Below are 17,801 nucleotides of genomic sequence, written 5' to 3' on the forward strand. Positions count from 1 at the left end.
ATCATGTTTCGATGTAAATAAAGTGCAATTTTAACCAAATTCATCATGAATAATATTCATTATAGAAGCAGAGGTTTCTTAGCAAATATTCATAAATTTACCGATATGATATTTGGATCAATTTGCATTTTTAAACTCAGCTGTGCAAAGTTTTTAGCAGGCTGTTTAATAGATCGGCAATAAATTGAATCCGCTTTTCAGCTTCCTCCAACATCACCATCACTTTTAAACGCTGTCCACCATCCATACGGAAATAGGTCGGATGTTTTTGCATCATTTGAATGATGCTCATGGCTTGCACAGGTGTATCTGGTGAAAATTCGATATGACCGCCATTTGTACCAATATCAATTTTAGTGATGCCCAACTGCTCTGCTTTTAAACGCAGTTGATGTACAGCAAATAATTGTTTCACCGCTTGTGGTGGAATACCAAAACGGTCAATCAACTCCATACGGATATGATCAAGCTTTTCTTGAGTATCGGTATTACTAATGCGTTTGTAGAACAATAAGCGCTGATGCACATCGCCCAAATAATCATCTGGAATTAAAGCAGGCATGTGCAGGTTGATTTCTGCAGTTAAAGACAATGGTGCATCGAAGTTAGGGGTTTTACCTTTTTGAATGGCTTTGGTGGCTTTTTCCAGCATTTCCATATACAGGCTATAACCAATAGCTTGCATTGAACCGCTTTGTTGCTCACCCAGTAATTCGCCCGCACCACGAATTTCCAAGTCTTCGGTTGCCAGCATAAAACCTGCACCCAAAGTTGAGGCACGCTGAATCGCATCCAAGCGTTTTTCAGCATCGCCTTTTAAGCCCTTAATGGAAGGTACCAGCAAATACGCATAAGCTTGGTGATGCGAACGTCCAACACGACCACGTAGTTGGTGCAACTGCGCCAATCCGAGTTTATCTGCACGTTCAATTAAAATGGTATTGGCATTTGGAACATCAATCCCTGTTTCAATAATGGTTGAGCAAACCAACACGTTATATTCTTTATGATAAAACTGCTGCATGACTTGCTCTAATTCACGCTCGCGCATTTGCCCATGCGCAACTGCAACCCGCGCTTCTGGTACCAATTCACGAATGGTTTCAGCACTACGCTCAATGGTTTCCACTTCATTATGCAGGAAATACACCTGACCACCACGTAACAATTCACGTAAAATGGCTTCTTTCACCGTATCGCCTGTATGCTCTTGCACAAAGGTTTTCACCGCTAAACGGCGTGCAGGCGGTGTGGCAATAATAGATAAATCGCGCATACCACTAAATGCCATATTTAAGGTACGTGGAATTGGCGTTGCGGTTAAAGTCAACATATCAACATCGGCACGCAACGCTTTAATACGTTCTTTGTCACGTACACCAAAACGATGTTCTTCATCGACAATCATCAAGCCTAATTGCTTGAACTGAATATTTTCTTGTAGAATTTTGTGCGTCCCAATCACAATATCGACTTTGCCTTCTGCTAAATCTTCAATGGTTTTCTGATGAGATTTGCTTGAACCAAAACGCGACAAGACTTCAATACGCACAGGCCAGTCGGCAAAACGGTCTTTAAAAGATTCATAATGCTGTTGTGCCAACAATGTGGTCGGAACCAATACCGCGACTTGTTTATTATTCTGTACCGCGACAAATGCAGCCCGCATGGCGACTTCGGTTTTACCAAAACCAACATCACCACAGACCAAACGATCCATTGGTTTTGCCAGTTGCATGTCATGTAAAGTCGCTTCAATTGCATTGGCTTGGTCTAGGGTTTCTTCATAAGCAAAGCCACTGGCAAATTGCATATAAAGACTATGATCCAACTCAAAAGCAAAACCCGGTTTAGATTGACGACGTGCCTGAATATGCAGTAATTCTGCTGCCACATCGTGAATTTGTTCCAACGCTTTGCGTTTGGCTTTATTCCATGCATCTGTGCCTAATTTATGCAAAGGCGCAAGGTCTGGATCACCACCGCTATAACGGCTGATTAAATGCAAATTGGTAACAGGTACATACACTTTTGCAGCATCGGCATAATCAAGTTGTAAAAACTCATGCTCTTGCTCATCAATATTTAAAGTAATTAAACCTGCATAACGCCCTACGCCATAATCAATATGTACCACAGGTGCACCAATGCTTAACTCGGTCAAACTGCGAATTAAAAACTCTTCAGAAACTTCCTGCTGACGTTTACGACGGCGCTGCACCACACGATGTTCATACAACTGATTTTCTGAGATTACACTCAATTGATCTTGAATGACCAAGCCGCGATCTAAAGGTGCATTGGTAATCGCAATGGCTTGTAAAGACTGCTGAAATGCCTCAAAACTCTCCACTTGTGGAATTTCACCCAAAGCGGCACGCAACGCATCTTTTAAGGTTTCACGACGACCTGCACTTTCTGCCACCAATAAAACAGGATGATTGGCCGCATCAATATATTGCTTAACGGCATGAAAGGGTTGTTCTTGTTTAGGATCAACCGCCAAACGTGGTGGTACAAGTGTGCTTAAGTTCACTACACCTGCTTTTTGCTCAAAAGCTTCGGGCGATGCAATCACACGTCCAAATTGATTCAGTTGTTCTAATAATTGATTTGGTTGTAGGAATAATTGCTCAGGCGGCAAAATCGGCTGGTCGATGTTATGACGTCTGTCCTCATAACGATACAGCACATCTTTCCAAAATTGAGTTAAACAGTCATCCACCGCCTTATCTGTAATGACAATGCAATGCTTTGGTAAGTATGAAAGTAATGTATTTTGACCTTCAAGCTGTGCTTGAGTGAAGAATAACGGAAAATAAAACTCTAAACCAGGCGATGCAATGCCTTCTAACACATCCTGATACACAGGGTTCTTTTTCGGGTTTGCCGTTGGGAAACTTTCTGCATAGCGGTCACGGAAAATCGCACGACCTTCTTTTAATGGAAATTCTTTGGCGGGTAAAACCGTAAAATTCTGCAAACTTTGGGTGGTACGCTGCGTTTCTGGATCAAAAAACTTTAAGGTTTCAACTTCATCATCAAATAAATCAATACGGATGGGTGCTTCCTGTCCCGAAGCATAAATATCCATAATACTGCCACGCACAGCAAACTCACCATGATCATAGACTGTATCGACCAGATGATAGCCTGCTTGTACCAAACGCTGTTTTTGTTGTTCCAAAGCAAACTTTTGCCCAACACGAATATCGAAATGCTCGCCTAACACCCATGAGGTTGGTGCAACACGTTGTGCCAAAGTGGTTGCCGAAACCAACAATACACCTTGCTGCGGCATATTGGATAAAATCGCCAAACGCTCCGACACAATATCTTGATGCGGTGACAAGCGGTCATAAGGCAAAATTTCCCAATCGGGGAAAATAGTCGGTTTTACCCCGTAAAATTCTAATTCGCTTTCTAACTGCGCCAAATGTTGTTGATTGCGCGCGACAATCACAAATAAATGCTGATTCTGCTGACCAATTTCTTTAAATAATAATGCTGCGGCAGAACCTTGTAGATTACCAATCCAGCGTTTTTCGCCAGCTTTCAGTTGTGCTAAATTGAGTTGGGAAATTTCGTGTTGGAACATGTATATAGCTTTAGGGTCTAAACAACATGGGGCTTATACTAGCACGATGAATTGACGGTTTTACGTAATTTTTTTCATCCACCATTACAGCGTATTTAATTGCAAAATTTTATAAAACAGCGAGCTTTAAAGTTTGATACACACGCCTCTTTACTTTTGATCACGTAAAAACTGTCGATAATAATCATTCAATTTTTTAACAATCGCTTTAAATTCCAGTAAGTTTTCTTCGGTATTACCAAGCATTGTGTTAAAACGCTGTTGTGCAATTTCCAGATCAATTTTTTCATTGATAATCATAGCTGTAGAATACAGCTGTGCCAAATCATCAAACTGCTGCATACGGCGGTTGGATAAATAATTTAAACGCTCTGCCAAAACATCGTTAAGCAAAATACCATCGACAATATAGCCTTGTTCCGCATCCCATTGAATATTCTGTGCTTCTAAATAGGCAATTTCTTCGAGATTGGCTTTATTTTTAAACAACCCTGTAAGTTTGCTGAACATTTTGAACCTATAAATTGGCGAAATCAAAGTGAATGCTGCAGAGTTTAAATGCTTCACTAAAATAGATGCAACTGATCAGGGTGATTTATGCTCCCCTGATGTTATAAGTCAGTGTTTCAACCCCACTTTGCTTAGGCTATTTATAATAATGCATATTTTGCATCCTGCCAAATGCAAAAAAGCATCTTGAAGATGCTTTTATAACAATCAAAAAATGACTTAAAGCTTATTTGCCATAAGTTTGCTGTAAATACTTCACAATCTTGGCCGATTCAAAAAGCTGAGTCTGGGTATTTGGATCGATTAAAAATGGGACTTGAATATTATCACCCATAACTTTTAATACCTGCTCACGCTTACCACCTGCCAGTGGCACATATTTACCCGGTTTTAAACGTAATTTTGCAAAGCCTTGATCTTGCCAACGCTCTTTGGCTACATTATGAAATTTGAATGGCAACTCCAGTTCAGTCAATACACCACGTACTACACGTGTATAAGGACTTCCCTCAAAACCCCACAGTTCAATCAGTTGTTCAGGTGCAGCGCGCTCTACAATTTTCTGGTTAATCCACACACCACGTGCACCATTCAATAACGTGCCTGCAAGTGCAACATAAGGAATTTTAGGAAAATACGCGTATTTTTTTGGCGTTTTTCCACTTTTGCCATAATGTTTGAATAAATGATGAATGATCTGCTGTGATTCATAGAGCTGATCACCTGTATTTTCATCAATTAAAAATGGAAACTGAGTTTTACCACCCAGTTGTTTCACCAAAGGTCGATATTTTGTGCCGCCTTTGGGGCATGGATAAACCTCATAATCCAAATTTAACAAGGTCATGACTTCGCGTACACGACGGCAAAATGGTGAACCTTCAAACTCATATAACTTTAAGGCTTTTTCGGGTTGCTTGGGAAATGCTGTCCCATTCACTCCACGTCCACCTTCGGTAAGCATAGATGCCACTGCCTGAATGACTTTAATTTGATGATGCACCATTTTGTTTTCCTTGTGATGTGCTCAGCAATTTGATGACTGCGCCATCAAACCGCTTATAAATCGACCAACTTTTCTTTTGCCACAATAATACCGTTGTTATCAGCATAGACATAATCGCCCGAATTAAAAGTGACTTGTCCGAAATGCAAACTCACATCCACTTCACCCACGCCTTTGCGGTTACTTTTTTGTGGAATTGAAGCCAAAGCATGTACGCCTAAATCAAGTGCTGCAATTGCATCGACATCACGTACACAGCCGTAAATGATCACGCCATTCCAGTGATTTTTCACTGCGGATTCAGCAATCAAGTCACCCATTAAGGCACAGCGCATAGATGCCCCACCATCTACCACCAAAACTTTGCCTGTGCCATCGGTTGCCAATAACTCTTTTACACGTGAGTTATCTTCAAAGCATTTTACAGTCACAATTTGACCACCAAAAGTTTTACGTGCACCGTAACTTTTGAAAAATTTACCATCCAAAGATGGAATCACCACTTGAAGGTCATGTTCTGGATGGTCATCTAATAAGTCACAAGTTACGAATGGTACTGTAGACACGTTGTTCCCCTTTTACTTGGTTTTTTGTATTTGTAAATTATCATAAATTTGAAATTTATGAATTTGCGATTGCGCTGCCTCGACCATAGTATGAGCCACTTGCGTAGCACTTACTGGCTTATATGTAAAATGATCGGGAATAAATCGTGATATTTTAAGATACAGCTTTTGTCCTAAATCTTCTAAACGCCGTTGTTCGTTGCGCTCACCCAATAATAAAGATGGACGCAAAATTGATACTTTGTCTAAATCCAAACTTTCAATATATTGTTCTAGCTCACCTTTGACACGATTATAAAATACGGCTGATTTGGCTTCTGCTCCCAAAGCACTGACCAATATGTAATGCGTACCCTTCGCCTGCAATAATTCGGCAAAATGTGCATTGATGGTATAGTCCACAGCATAAAATCCCTGCTTTGAGCCTGCCTTTTTTAAGGTTGTGCCTAAACAACTGAATGCATGACTATAACCGCTCACATCTTCATCATTGAGCAATAAAAAGTCTTCGAGGAGTAACGTCTGGACTTTTTCTAAGCGATTTAATTCCGAGCAAGGTCTACGCAAAACAACGGTGATATTTTTACATTCAGGCAGCTGATTAAGCTGTTTGACCAATTGCTGCCCAACTAAACCATTCGCACCAATTACAATTGCATTTTGAATAGAATTTGTCATTTTTTAAACAATCTCTGAGGCTTAAAGCTAATCTACCTGTTTCTTTCTGATTTTTCTGCAGCTAAAATGTTGTCAAAGCATGTCAAGACTTGACTTAACTGTCTAGTTTCATCAAAATATGGCACTTGTTTACGGGCTGGTGATAATTCTTCTGATGTTGGTTTTCGGAAGTAATTGCAGCCCGCCCAGACCAATCTATTTCAAGGAGTGCACGAGTGGCAAACTCTGCTCAAGCTAGAAAACGTGCTCGTCAAAACGTTAAAGCACGTAAACACAACGCAAGCTTACGTTCTATGGTTCGTACTTATTTAAAACGCACAATCGCTGCTATTGCTGCAGGTGATTATGCGGTTGCTACTGAAGCTTACAAAAAAGCTGTTCCAGTAATTGACCGTATGGCTGATAAAGGCATCATCCATAAGAACAAAGCAGCTCGTCATAAGAGCCGTTTAAACGCTCAAGTTAAAGCTTTAGCTTCTAACTAAGTGTTAAACAAAAGAAGCCCGTTAAGGGCTTTTTTTGTGCCTGCTGTTTCGATAATTTATCAAATTAAGCAATCTTTAGTTTCTGCACGCCAATTACATCACTTCAAATACACCTGCCACCATAAAATAAAAAACACCTCCTGAACCGGTCAAAAGGTGTTTTAAATTAATGAAGATGAATAATTCAGACGAAGAATTATTTCAGCATCAGTCGTAAATTTTGTGGACTTAAATAAGCCAGTTGCAAACTGTTATTAGCCTTTAATTGCGTCCATTGCTGATTCGCACCACCTGTGCAACCATAACGAATTAAACGCGCGCGGTTTTCTTTTAGGTAGCCATGCTCTAAATCAAAACACTGACTCCCCTGACGAATCGTTCCCGAAGCTGTGTGCATTTCCCAGACCTGACTGTCTTTAGATGTACTGCAGCTTGCAAGTGAGACCACATTGCCGTTGTTAGTTAAGCACTGATCCATTTCTGCTTTGCTGTGAATACGCCCCAAACCATCATAAATCCACTGCTCAGTTGCATCGCCTGTACAGCCACTTGCTCCACTAATGTAAGCATTTTTCTGACCACTCGCCAAAGTTTCAACTTTCAAACAGTTATTTCTGTTTTTCATTAGTGTTGCTTCAGCCACAATATTTTCATTGCCTAAACCCAATCGCTCCACAAAATTGTGCAATGCTGTTTCCGCTTCAGGCTTAGTCTTTTCTAAATCGGCACGATAAACATTCATCCAGCGGTTTAAACGATAAATCGTATTTTGCTGTTGTTCATAACGCTGTAATTGTTGCTGTGCAGTTGCACTTAGCTCTTGACGATAATCTGCATAAGAATCATACAATAGTTGTGCAGCAGGTTTTAAAGCCACCACAGCTTGACTGGCTTGCGCTTCCAACTGCTTCTGAAAAGCAGGCATTTCAACTTTTCTTAAAGCTTCATAGCCATGTGTACGACCAATTTTTACCGCAGGTTGAATACTATCGCTATATTGCGGAATATTCAGTGTCGATAATAACTTCTCGGCATGATTGGCTTTTTTACAGTATAAATTCACCTGTTTTGGCTGCTCAGCAAGTGCTAAATTGACATGCAGTTTATTGGCATTGCTGGTCATACGGTTAGGTGCCAATGCCACGTTCTGATTACGATTGGCATATTGAACATCTAACCAACATGCGGCATTTTCAGCAGCACGATTTGCCACAGGTAAATTATAAACATTACCCCAGTTACTGCGTGCAGCAGGATACAACACACCTTGCTGAGTTTCAGGATCATATCCGCCAATAATAGTAATTACAGGCACACCAAATAAGCGCGGTTTTAAATAATATCCATCGGCACTGTTGTACCAAACCTGATTGGAGCTTGGTACTTTTGGATAAACCACTTCCATTTGGCGTGTGTCTTTATTCCAAATTTTATAACCACTTGGTGAGCTTTCATCCCAAACATGTCGCGCCCCAAAGTGGGGTTGAATCCGAATATGGGTACTGTAACCCGTGTAATGGGTATAACGCGAAATGCTACTGTTGGTTGCACCACCTGACATCGCATCCCAACCATAAGCATATTGTTTCAGGAAGTTAGGCACACCATTTTTGCCATCACCCAAGTTTCGAGTATGCCACGCCAAGTTGCCACGCATTTTATTACGATACGCAATATAGCCCTAACCGCTGTCTGCATGGTGTGCAGCCCAGAACATATTTTCACCTTGTGAACCCGGATAATGCCCAAGACCATAATGATGTCCAATTTCATGGCTAAACTCGTTGCCCACAGAATCATACAGGGTCAACATACCATTACCGCCACTTAAACCATGCGTTTGATCACCATTTGTATATTTACCTCGTGCATGATGGGCAATTACAGTTTGTGTAAGTTGTGGCTGTTGATGACTCAACATCGAGGCACTGGTCACCCCCCAGTTGGCCAAGTTAATTCCTACACTAAAGGTCGATTTTGCAGTATTTTCCCGCATGTCCCCCGAATAGACACCACCTTCACCCGTACTTTGGGTATCATAAATCGTACCGTTAGCGACCATCACCCGATCTAGCTGAATGTCGTCGTATTTAGCCACAGTCATTTGCGCCGCAGGAATGGTTTGGAAATAATCGGTACCCGCTTTTTCAGGCTCTAATAACATATAATGCCCGCCAGACTTCGGCGGCGCAGTCAATAAACCAATACGAATATTGTTGAGTACCAATTCACCCGGTGCTGCAAAATCAATTTTTTCTGCGTCAAGTGCACCACTACGGTTTTTAGAATCAACCAAACGCAGCTTTAAACCGGGACGTACTTCATCCCAATTTAATTTAGCCGACCACGCACGCTTACTATACAGTACCTCGGCACGACCATCTTGATTGCTCTGGTCTGAAGCAGGAATCTGGGTTGGATCAAGTAAAGCAACACGACGTAACAAGCGCTCATTTTGATACACTTCAAGCTGTAAAGTGTCGATATTGTCCATGCCTTGATTTGGCGTAACCAATAATAATGCTTCTTTTTCTGCGGTTAGACGTGGCATTTTTTTCACCTCGTTACCATTCGGGTCAACCACATGCCCTTGAGCAAATTGAATCATTGCCTGAAAATCACCATCTAAATCATTACGCACTTCACGTGATTCAGAATTAGCGTTGTAATCATAAAACCCGAGTACCGATTGATTGATGACATCTTGTTTAGGTTCAGGATAAGGATTAGCCACATTGCCCACAGGTGGTTGCTGAGGATTTTCCGGTGGTATTGGATTTTCTTGATTTGAATTCCCAGCGGCATCCCCATCGCCACCACCACCACATGCAGCAAGCATGGATGATAATATACATACGCTTAATAGACTAAGCGAAAACCGAGTCACACTTTTCATTATTTATTCCACCCCAATGTCAATTTATGACAAAAAATATAAAAATAAACACATATTTTTCAATGGCTTGTATTTTTATATTAAATAGATGTATAAAATTATGCAATTCTCAAGTTTCATATCGCTTTATATTTTCAACACAATTTTATTAATTTTTCTTTATAAAAATCAGCGAATTTTTAAAGCAGCATACAGATTGATAGACAATATTTGATCGAGTTTGCGCTCACAACTGCATAAAATGAAGAAAAAAAAGAGAATAAAATTTGAATTATTTTTTTTAATTTCTGACAGACGGTATTCTATCGTACTGAATGGATAGCACTAGAATATGCGTTCAATGTTCTGCTTAAACTTTCTGACGAAATTGCGAGATATCTAAAGTGTGAATCTGACCGCGCCAAATCCATTTTAGCTTGGATTCTAAAAACTCATCACCTTCAAACCAAACGAATAAACCTTCCATCATGTCTGGCCAATCGGCTTGCGTGACTTCATTACGTCCAGAAATCACCGCGATAATTGCAGCTAAAATCGTATCATGACTCACAGCCAAACTCAGTCCGTATTGGTTGGTTGGATGGGTGTTATAAATCAGCTCAAGGACATCCACGACACCATGAATCGGATGTTTCATGCCGGGCAAGGCATTATTCACAAAACTATTAATAAAGCCTAAAGCACCCTGTTTCTGAAAATATGGGCCTGCCTGTTTGATATCAAGTACAAAGCTTCCTGGTTCCACCAATAAACCTTGTTCTATAATTTCAATGTGATGGGTATTGGGTTCGAGGGTAATGCCATCTGCCCCACGAATCATTAAAGCAGCCGTATCGACACAACGCTGAATAGGACTTGAAATACAGTGTTGAATCACCCGATCTGTATTTCCAACCAAGTAGCCTCCCCATGCTTCGGCTAAATCGCGACCTTGTTCGGTCAATTGTAAATTATAGCCAGCCAAACCCTGACCAACGACAATTTCACGAATAGAATGACGGGTAAACAAAGTCACAGGCGTCTGAGCATCAGGCAATAAATCAATTGCTTTAAGCATACTTGCAGGGAGTAGTTCTAATGCCATGATCTAGCCAAAATTTTAACTTGGTTGCTTGACACTATACCATGTTCAGCACTTTGCTCAATCTGACTTCGCCATAAGTCCAAGTGCTTGTAAGGCAATCTGTTTCATCTGCGTATTTTTATAGGCGATAAAACCACCATTTAACAATGTATCGCGCTGATTATATAAAAATGCCCGCCCCTGAAAATCGACCAATCCACCACCTATTCGTTCCAATAAACATTGTCCTGCACTGGTGTCCCACTCAGAAGTCGGATGAAAACGTGGGTAAATATCGACACGATCTTCCAAAATCATGCAGAATTTATAAGCACTACCTGCTTTTAGTTCTTCAAAATTGGTCAACTGCGCCAAGCTTTTTAAATAGTCTGCATAGTGTGATTTTTTTTGACTACTGTGGCTTAATCCAATTTTTAGAACTGAAGATGTTACCGTGGGTTCAGACTGATAGAGATACCATTGCTGAGTTAAAATATGATATTTCAATGGCATACCCTGTTCAGGACAAAAATAAATAGTTTGCTCGCCTGGTACTGCAAGTACTGCAAAAGTTGTTTGCACACCACAAATTAAACTTAAATTAATGGTAAATTCAGGACGTTGATGTAAAAACTCTTTCGTGCCATCTAAAGGATCAAGCAACCAAAACTCCTGCCATTGCTGACGTTGGTCTTGCTCACCTTCTTCTGACAAGATAGGTAAATTGGAGATTTTTGCCAAAGCCTGCATTAAATAATAATTGACTCGATAATCGGCTTGCGTAACAGGAGAATCATCGGTTTTCTTTTCTACATCAAAAGCAGCACCTGAACAATAATCTTGAAATTCCTGATTTAAAATTTCACACGCCTGCTGCATGATTGGCAGCAACTGTAAAATTAAAGTATGCGTTGGCGCTGTTGTTTTTATAAACATAACTATCCTTTTTAGACTGTATCTAAAGGTCTAATTTTTCATTACTTTCATAAAAACATTGTAATAAAATTTACGGCTGATGCGTAGATAAAATTTAGTGGCTAGATATGCTAAATCAAGACTTTATGTGTCAAGGCAATTCATTTTTACTTGAGTTTTTTATTTATTGAGTGCTTAGTTAATTAATCTTTAAATGGATTGGATAATCTTTTTTTAAACATCGATAAAGTGAGTGCACCACTAACCAATAATAAAATACCCACAATCACCAAATAAGTTTCACCACCAAAAAAACCAATAATAATTGCAGCAATACCCAATAAACCCAAAATAGTGGTAATGGCAATTCCTAAAATAGACATCACAATTCCTTTTAAATTTATTTAATCATGAAAAATTGTCAATATTCTCAGGTATCGTTCTGTCATATTCATGCCTCTTTTGATAGTTAAAGCGTAACATTTGAGCGCACCTTGCCACATTTATACACAGAACTTATACTGAAATAGACTAAACACGACCTATTACATTTCACTGAGTTTGCTGAATAGCTTAAGTGCAGATTATGACAACTTGATGCATTTTATTTAAAAAGATTCTTTCTTAAATCATTTTTGAATCACTGCAAAGGAAATTCCCTTTCCTTTTAGGAGACTTGCGGAGCATGCTCCTCAGGGAGAGGTTTTTTATAAGAATCCCCTCATCCACTTGCGGAATATATTCCTCATCCTGAGCAATACATGGCGTAAAAGAAGGGACTTTCAATACTAATTTTACTGATCATTTATGATCAAATTTCGACTTATAAAAGGATTCTAATTCAGGTTGAACCATTCATAGAATTAAGGGGCTTTGTTGCACAAAGATTTCATAACTATATGATTTTAAAAGTTTTGATTATTTTTTGATCCAAAATTAAATTTATTTAAATCAGATGCTTACATATTTATGCAACAAAGCCGAATTAAGGTATAAAAAAGCCCGATCTGCATCAATCGGGCCAGATTTAAAGGTACACAAATTTGTATACATAATCAAAATCACTAGAATTTTAAATCAAAAAATTAATCAATCCTTTTCTAGAAAAGTTAACTCTCCCTCATCTGAGGTGATTTTAATTTTGACTTTACGATAACTACGTTTATCTGGGTTTAATGCCGACTCTGAAACATGATGGGCGAATTTTTCATCGCCCATTAAATGCGCAAATAATTTATAGCCGATACGCATTTTCTTAATTTTTTTCTTCTTTTTCTCAAACTCATCGAGTTGTTTATCTAAGTGTTTTAAATCTAAATACTGTTGTTCAGCCATTACTAGCTCCCTAATTTAAAAAATTTACCATTCAATTTCTATGCTTGTACAGACAAACAAATACAGAAATATGTCAAAAAAATTGTTTTTGTGAACGCTACAGTTACTTTTTACAACTGCCCCATCTCACCTAATTTATATGCAACGCATGTACAGTGCTTATTTATTTAGCCTAGCACAATTTGGCGAATAATCAGACAGCATTTTGAGTTATGCCTCAAGCATGTTTAAATGAGCCAGTTTTATTTGCCTTTTGGCAATTGCTTTATGGTTTAGGATGTCTAAATGCACAAAAATATCATCATGTTTGACATGGACGGAACGCTGTTAGATCTCGCTTATGATGATTTTATTTGGAATGAACAACTGCCTATTCGCTATGCAGAATTACACGCCTGTTCTTTAGAGCGCAGCAAAGAAATTTTATACGATTTTTATCAAGCGCATAGCCACACCTTAGAGTGGTATTCCTCACGTTTTTGGACGGCTAAAGTGGGTGTAGATATGCTTGCGATGCAACTTGAATATAAAGATCAAGTCATGCTGCGTCCACAAGCTATTGAATTACTGGAATATTTAAAAAATAATGGCTATCACATTTGGCTCACCACCAATGCCGATTGTGCAGGTTTAGACTTTAAATTAGCACATACAGGTTTAGCAAAGTATTTTGAAGTGATTGTTAGTTCTGAAAGTATTGGTTATGCCAAAGAGCGCGTTGAATTTTGGCAAACATTGCAACAACAACATGCATTTAATCCTGAAGATTGCTATTTTATAGATGACACCGAAAAGGTGCTTAATGGTGCTAAAGCCTTTGGGATTGGACACTTATATAGTATTGCCCAGCCATCCTCAGCAAAACCTGCGCGTCAGACTTGTAATTACCCTATGTTGCACCAATTAACTGATTTAATTCCTATCTTAGAACAATTTGAGGACACTCAAAAATATGCCTAAAACTTCGTCCCACGAAGCCATTGAAACGATCCGAATTGATAAATGGCTATGGGCTGCACGTTTTTTCAAGACCCGCTCTATTGCAAAAGCTGCCATTGAAGGCGGCAAAGTACATCACAATGGCGAGCGCGTTAAAGTTTCCAAAGAAATTCGTGTGGGAACTGAGCTGACCATTCAACAAGGTTTTGATAAGAAAACCGTATTGGTCAAGGCATTATCCGGCGTACGCGGCCCTGCCCCTGTCGCTCAGCAACTTTATGAAGAAACTGAAGTGAGTATTGCACGCAGGGAATTGATTGCGACCCAAAGAAAGTTGCATAATCTAGCACGACCTGATCATCGACCAAGTAAAAAAGACCGTCGTGACATCAGCAAATTTAAACAAGAGAATGATCAGCAATTTGACCAATTTTGGTCATATAATGATGATTAAATAGAGCGTCACAGGCTGTCGCACAGCCCGTGATATAAATAGAACTACAGGACAAATTCTGTCACTATATTGCATGTGGAAAAGATTTAAGTAAATGCATCCACTTGAGTATATTGTTTCGTGACATCGTATTGAGGTTGTAAGATGGATGAGAATAAAAGCAAGGCGTTAAACGCTGCGTTAAGCCAGATTGAAAAACAATTTGGTAAGAACACAGTCATGCGTCTTGGTGACAACACTGTGCAAGCGGTAGAAGCCGTATCTACAGGCTCATTGACCCTAGATATTGCATTGGGTATTGGTGGCTTACCTAAAGGTCGTATCATTGAAATTTACGGCCCTGAATCATCAGGTAAAACGACTATGACCTTGCAAGCCATTGCAGAATGTCAAAAAGCTGGTGGAACTTGTGCCTTTATTGATGCCGAACACGCGCTTGATCCTCAATATGCACGTAAACTTGGTGTAGATATTGACAATCTTTTAGTATCGCAACCAGACAACGGTGAACAAGCTCTTGAAATTGCCGATATGTTGGTACGCTCTGGCGCAATCGACATGATTGTGGTCGACTCCGTGGCTGCCTTAACCCCTCGCGCCGAGATTGAGGGTGAAATGGGTGATTCACACATGGGCTTACAAGCGCGCTTAATGAGCCAAGCCTTGCGTAAAATCACAGGTAATGCCAAACGTTCGAACTGTATGGTGATCTTCATTAACCAAATTCGTATGAAAATTGGTGTAATGTTTGGTAGCCCAGAAACCACAACTGGCGGTAACGCATTGAAGTTCTATGCTTCTGTTCGTTTAGATATTCGCCGTGTAGGTCAGGTGAAAGAAGGCGACGAGATTATTGGTTCTGAAACCAAAGTCAAAGTTGTGAAAAACAAAATGGCGCCTCCATTTAAAGAAGCATTGTTCCAGATTCTTTACGGTAAAGGCGTTAACCATTTGGGCGAGCTGGTCGATTTGGCTGTTCAACAAAATATCGTGCAAAAAGCAGGTGCTTGGTATTCTTATCAAGGCGATAAAATTGGTCAAGGTAAAAACAACACCATTCGCCACCTTGAAGAACATCCAGAGCTTGCTAAAGGCATCGAAGCGATTATTCGTGAACAACTGCTCACGACAGGTCAAGCAGCACCTGTAGAAGATAAAGACGAAGAAGAATTCGACTTACTTGATGTTTAAGCATACGCTAATATGAACACAACAAACTGAATTAAATAGAACGCTCTACGGAGCGTTTTATTGTATATGGAAGCATTACCATGCCTGAAGACAAATTCCCCAAACTGATTGATTACGCTGCGCTAAAACAACAATTTGGCGAAGATGAGCAATCATGTAGCCGAACTGAGCAGATATATTCCGAAACAACGTCTGCCCTGCATTTTGCCTCAAATTCTGCGCCTAACATTAATAAACAATACCCTGCTCATACGGAAGCCATTGATGATCAAGAACACAATCACAATGAAGACCAAGACGAACAGCAAAACAAACGCCCAGGACTAACAGGTTCTCGTCTACGCAGCTACGCCTTTGCTGTCTTAACGCGTAAAGAATATTCTAAAAATGACTTAATTGAAAAACTGGCTTTATATGCAGAAAACCGTGATGAAGTGATTGAGTTAGTCAATGAATTGGCACGTGAAAATTATCAGAGTGATCAACGCCTAGCAGAAATGTTACTGGCTAGCCAAAAGCGGCAAGGTAAAGGGCCAAATCGTATTAAAATGGCTCTTAAAAACAAAAAAGTGGATAGCAGTTTAATTTCAGAAGAACTTAAAGAAACTGATTGGACAGAACAAGCCTATCAACTGAAAGTGAAAAAATTCGGCACAGAAGTCGCAAACGAGCCAAAACTTAAAGCCAAACAAATTCGTTTTTTACAGTATCGGGGCTTTGATATGGATGCGATTATGAAAGCAATTCGTAGGAAAGAGCAGGATTTTTAAAATAGTGGATATAAGATCAAAATAAGTAGAAGATAAATAAAATTATTATTTCAAAACTGGTGGCAACCCTACCAGCAAGCCTTCGGCACATCATAGTTCCACTACCGCTGCTACCTTCCGGTCCTGACGGGGTTCGTAGAGTACAATTGCGAAGTAACCAGCAGGGCTACCATTGCAAAAACAGAGTATAGAGATTTTTAACAAACTTGCAAGCGTTGTTCTGTATTTCCTTTTATAATGCTATCCAATTGATTATTTTAAAAACAATTGAAGACATTTATAGAATAACCTCACTTAAAATTCAAAACTTAGTCTAACTAAACCATCATAAAATTATTTTGAGATTTAAATCCTAGATTTACCCATATTGCGCTGAGATTGATGATAAGTTTGTAAAAGCTTATTGCAATTCCACGCGCGGACGTTTTAAATGTGGAAAATGACTAAATCAACAGGTTGAGTCCAATACGCTTACAAGGACTCACTTATACAAGATTAAGATGGATATTCAATTATGCTAAAAAAGCATGCACTTTGTGCTCTTGCCCTACTGTGCTCAACGTCTGTATTTGCCAATATTCCAATTGAAAGCCACAACCTCAGCCAAAGCAGTGCTGGCTATGCCAATAGCCCTGCGATTGCAACGAGTAATATGGCAACTGCTAATGTACCCACCAATATCAATTGGCAGTTGATGCAAAAAAATCAGCAACTTGAAAATGACATCCGCCAGTTACGTGGCAAAATTGAAGAACAAGACAATGAAATTGCGCAGCTCAAACATGAATTGCAAAATCGCTATACCGATTTAGATCAACGTCTAGAACTGCTCCAACAAAAAATAGACCCTGAATCTGCTCCTGCCGCTGAGGAGGATAACCAAAAAGATACTGCACCCAGTCACCAGCAACAACCAGTTAAATAGCAATGCCCCGCAATCTGCGCAAAATACAACGCATGTTAGCCCAACAGCTCAAGGTTTAAATACCAATATTGAGCTAGAAAAAGCAGCCTATACTGTTGCATTGGATGCCTATAAACAAGGTGGTGCTAAAAAAGCCATTGCACCCATGCAAAACTTTATTAAAAACCACCCAAACAGTGTGTATATCAGCAATGCTTATTTTTGGTTAGCTGAGTTTAATTTAGCGATTGAACCGACCAATTACAGCGAAGCCAAAAAGAATTTTGAAATTGTGGCAACCAAGTACCCTCAATCTGCAAAAGCATCAAGTGCCCTATATCGTTTATATAGTATTGCGCAAGATGTAGATCACAAACCTGCTTTGGCAGCGCAATACAAAAGTAAAATTCTGAGCCAATACCCAAAGTCTGAAGAAGCAAGATTCTTTAAATAAGCCAATAAAAAAGACATCCGAGGATGTCTTTTAATAT

General features: G+C 39.6%; 14 protein-coding genes, 1 other RNA gene and 2 pseudogenes. 6 read left to right on the plus strand and 11 right to left on the minus strand.

What is annotated here, in order from left to right; translation table 11 throughout:
* Positions 1 to 136: 136 nt before the first annotated feature.
* The 5 genes from mfd to VF675_RS06745 form a co-directional block, all read right to left on the minus strand.
* Positions 137 to 3,598, minus strand: coding sequence for a transcription-repair coupling factor (gene mfd, locus VF675_RS06725; RefSeq protein ID WP_154320768.1), 3,462 nt, complete (start codon positions 3,596 to 3,598; stop codon positions 137 to 139).
* Between the two features lie 150 nt (positions 3,599 to 3,748).
* On the minus strand, positions 3,749 to 4,108 hold the full coding sequence (locus VF675_RS06730) for a hypothetical protein (protein WP_004976663.1): 360 nt from the start codon (positions 4,106 to 4,108) through the stop codon (positions 3,749 to 3,751).
* A gap of 226 nt (positions 4,109 to 4,334) precedes the next feature.
* A complete protein-coding gene (locus VF675_RS06735; RefSeq protein ID WP_440204982.1) occupies positions 4,335 to 5,114 on the minus strand; it encodes a glutathione S-transferase N-terminal domain-containing protein in 780 nt (259 codons plus the stop codon).
* 53 nt (positions 5,115 to 5,167) lie between these two features.
* Positions 5,168 to 5,680, minus strand: a complete 513-nt coding sequence (gene rraA, locus VF675_RS06740; RefSeq protein ID WP_004976667.1) for a ribonuclease E activity regulator RraA — start codon at positions 5,678 to 5,680, stop codon at positions 5,168 to 5,170.
* A 12-nt stretch (positions 5,681 to 5,692) separates the two neighbouring features.
* The gene (locus VF675_RS06745) at positions 5,693 to 6,358 is read right to left on the minus strand and encodes an NAD(P)H-binding protein (protein ID WP_131261459.1); all 666 of its coding nucleotides are present in this window, start codon (positions 6,356 to 6,358) and stop codon (positions 5,693 to 5,695) included.
* Between the two features lie 215 nt (positions 6,359 to 6,573).
* Between VF675_RS06745 and rpsT the strand changes: the two genes are divergently transcribed.
* Positions 6,574 to 6,843 (plus strand): 30S ribosomal protein S20, encoded by a 270-nt coding sequence (gene rpsT / locus VF675_RS06750; protein WP_004976669.1) that lies wholly within the window; start codon positions 6,574 to 6,576, stop codon positions 6,841 to 6,843.
* 196 nt (positions 6,844 to 7,039) lie between these two features.
* On the opposite strand, the pseudogene VF675_RS06755 reads toward rpsT, so the two are convergent.
* The 5 genes and pseudogenes from VF675_RS06755 to VF675_RS06775 form a co-directional block, all read right to left on the minus strand.
* Positions 7,040 to 9,739, minus strand: a pseudogene (locus tag VF675_RS06755) (M66 family metalloprotease).
* Positions 9,740 to 10,088: 349 nt separating this feature from the next.
* On the minus strand, positions 10,089 to 10,823 hold the full coding sequence (locus tag VF675_RS06760; RefSeq protein ID WP_004976677.1) for a histidine phosphatase family protein: 735 nt from the start codon (positions 10,821 to 10,823) through the stop codon (positions 10,089 to 10,091).
* Positions 10,824 to 10,880: 57 nt separating this feature from the next.
* Positions 10,881 to 11,738, minus strand: a complete 858-nt coding sequence (locus VF675_RS06765) for a 3'(2'),5'-bisphosphate nucleotidase CysQ family protein (protein WP_004976680.1) — start codon at positions 11,736 to 11,738, stop codon at positions 10,881 to 10,883.
* Between the two features lie 182 nt (positions 11,739 to 11,920).
* The gene (locus VF675_RS06770; RefSeq protein WP_004976682.1) at positions 11,921 to 12,100 is read right to left on the minus strand and encodes a hypothetical protein; all 180 of its coding nucleotides are present in this window, start codon (positions 12,098 to 12,100) and stop codon (positions 11,921 to 11,923) included.
* Between the two features lie 706 nt (positions 12,101 to 12,806).
* The gene (locus VF675_RS06775; protein ID WP_004976684.1) at positions 12,807 to 13,052 is read right to left on the minus strand and encodes a hypothetical protein; all 246 of its coding nucleotides are present in this window, start codon (positions 13,050 to 13,052) and stop codon (positions 12,807 to 12,809) included.
* Between the two features lie 285 nt (positions 13,053 to 13,337).
* Between VF675_RS06775 and VF675_RS06780 the strand changes: the two genes are divergently transcribed.
* The 4 genes from VF675_RS06780 (at position 13,338) to VF675_RS06795 (ending at position 16,406) form a co-directional block, all read left to right on the plus strand.
* Positions 13,338 to 14,012: an HAD-IA family hydrolase gene (locus VF675_RS06780; RefSeq protein ID WP_440204983.1), complete on the plus strand. Its 675-nt coding sequence runs from the start codon at positions 13,338 to 13,340 to the stop codon at positions 14,010 to 14,012.
* Positions 14,005 to 14,445: an RNA-binding S4 domain-containing protein gene (locus tag VF675_RS06785; RefSeq protein WP_004976690.1), complete on the plus strand. Its 441-nt coding sequence runs from the start codon at positions 14,005 to 14,007 to the stop codon at positions 14,443 to 14,445. Before VF675_RS06780 ends, VF675_RS06785 begins: the two co-directional genes overlap by 8 nt.
* 144 nt (positions 14,446 to 14,589) lie before the next feature.
* Positions 14,590 to 15,636 carry a recombinase RecA gene (gene recA, locus VF675_RS06790; RefSeq protein ID WP_004976691.1) on the plus strand — a complete coding sequence of 349 codons (1,047 nt, stop codon included), beginning with the start codon at positions 14,590 to 14,592 and terminating at the stop codon, positions 15,634 to 15,636.
* Between the two features lie 80 nt (positions 15,637 to 15,716).
* On the plus strand, positions 15,717 to 16,406 hold the full coding sequence (locus VF675_RS06795; RefSeq protein ID WP_167845975.1) for a regulatory protein RecX: 690 nt from the start codon (positions 15,717 to 15,719) through the stop codon (positions 16,404 to 16,406).
* Positions 16,407 to 16,472: 66 nt separating this feature from the next.
* On the opposite strand, the gene ffs is transcribed toward VF675_RS06795, so the two are convergent.
* Positions 16,473 to 16,569, minus strand: an RNA gene (gene ffs, locus VF675_RS06800) — signal recognition particle sRNA small type.
* A gap of 348 nt (positions 16,570 to 16,917) precedes the next feature.
* Between ffs and VF675_RS06805 the strand changes: the two are divergent.
* Positions 16,918 to 17,764 (plus strand): annotated as a pseudogene (locus VF675_RS06805) (YbgF trimerization domain-containing protein).
* The last annotated feature ends 37 nt before the right edge of the window (positions 17,765 to 17,801 follow it).

Origin of the sequence: Acinetobacter sp. Lyrl_1, assembly GCF_051948795.1 — a bacterium.
GTDB classification, from domain to species: Bacteria; Pseudomonadota; Gammaproteobacteria; order Pseudomonadales; family Moraxellaceae; genus Acinetobacter; species Acinetobacter towneri.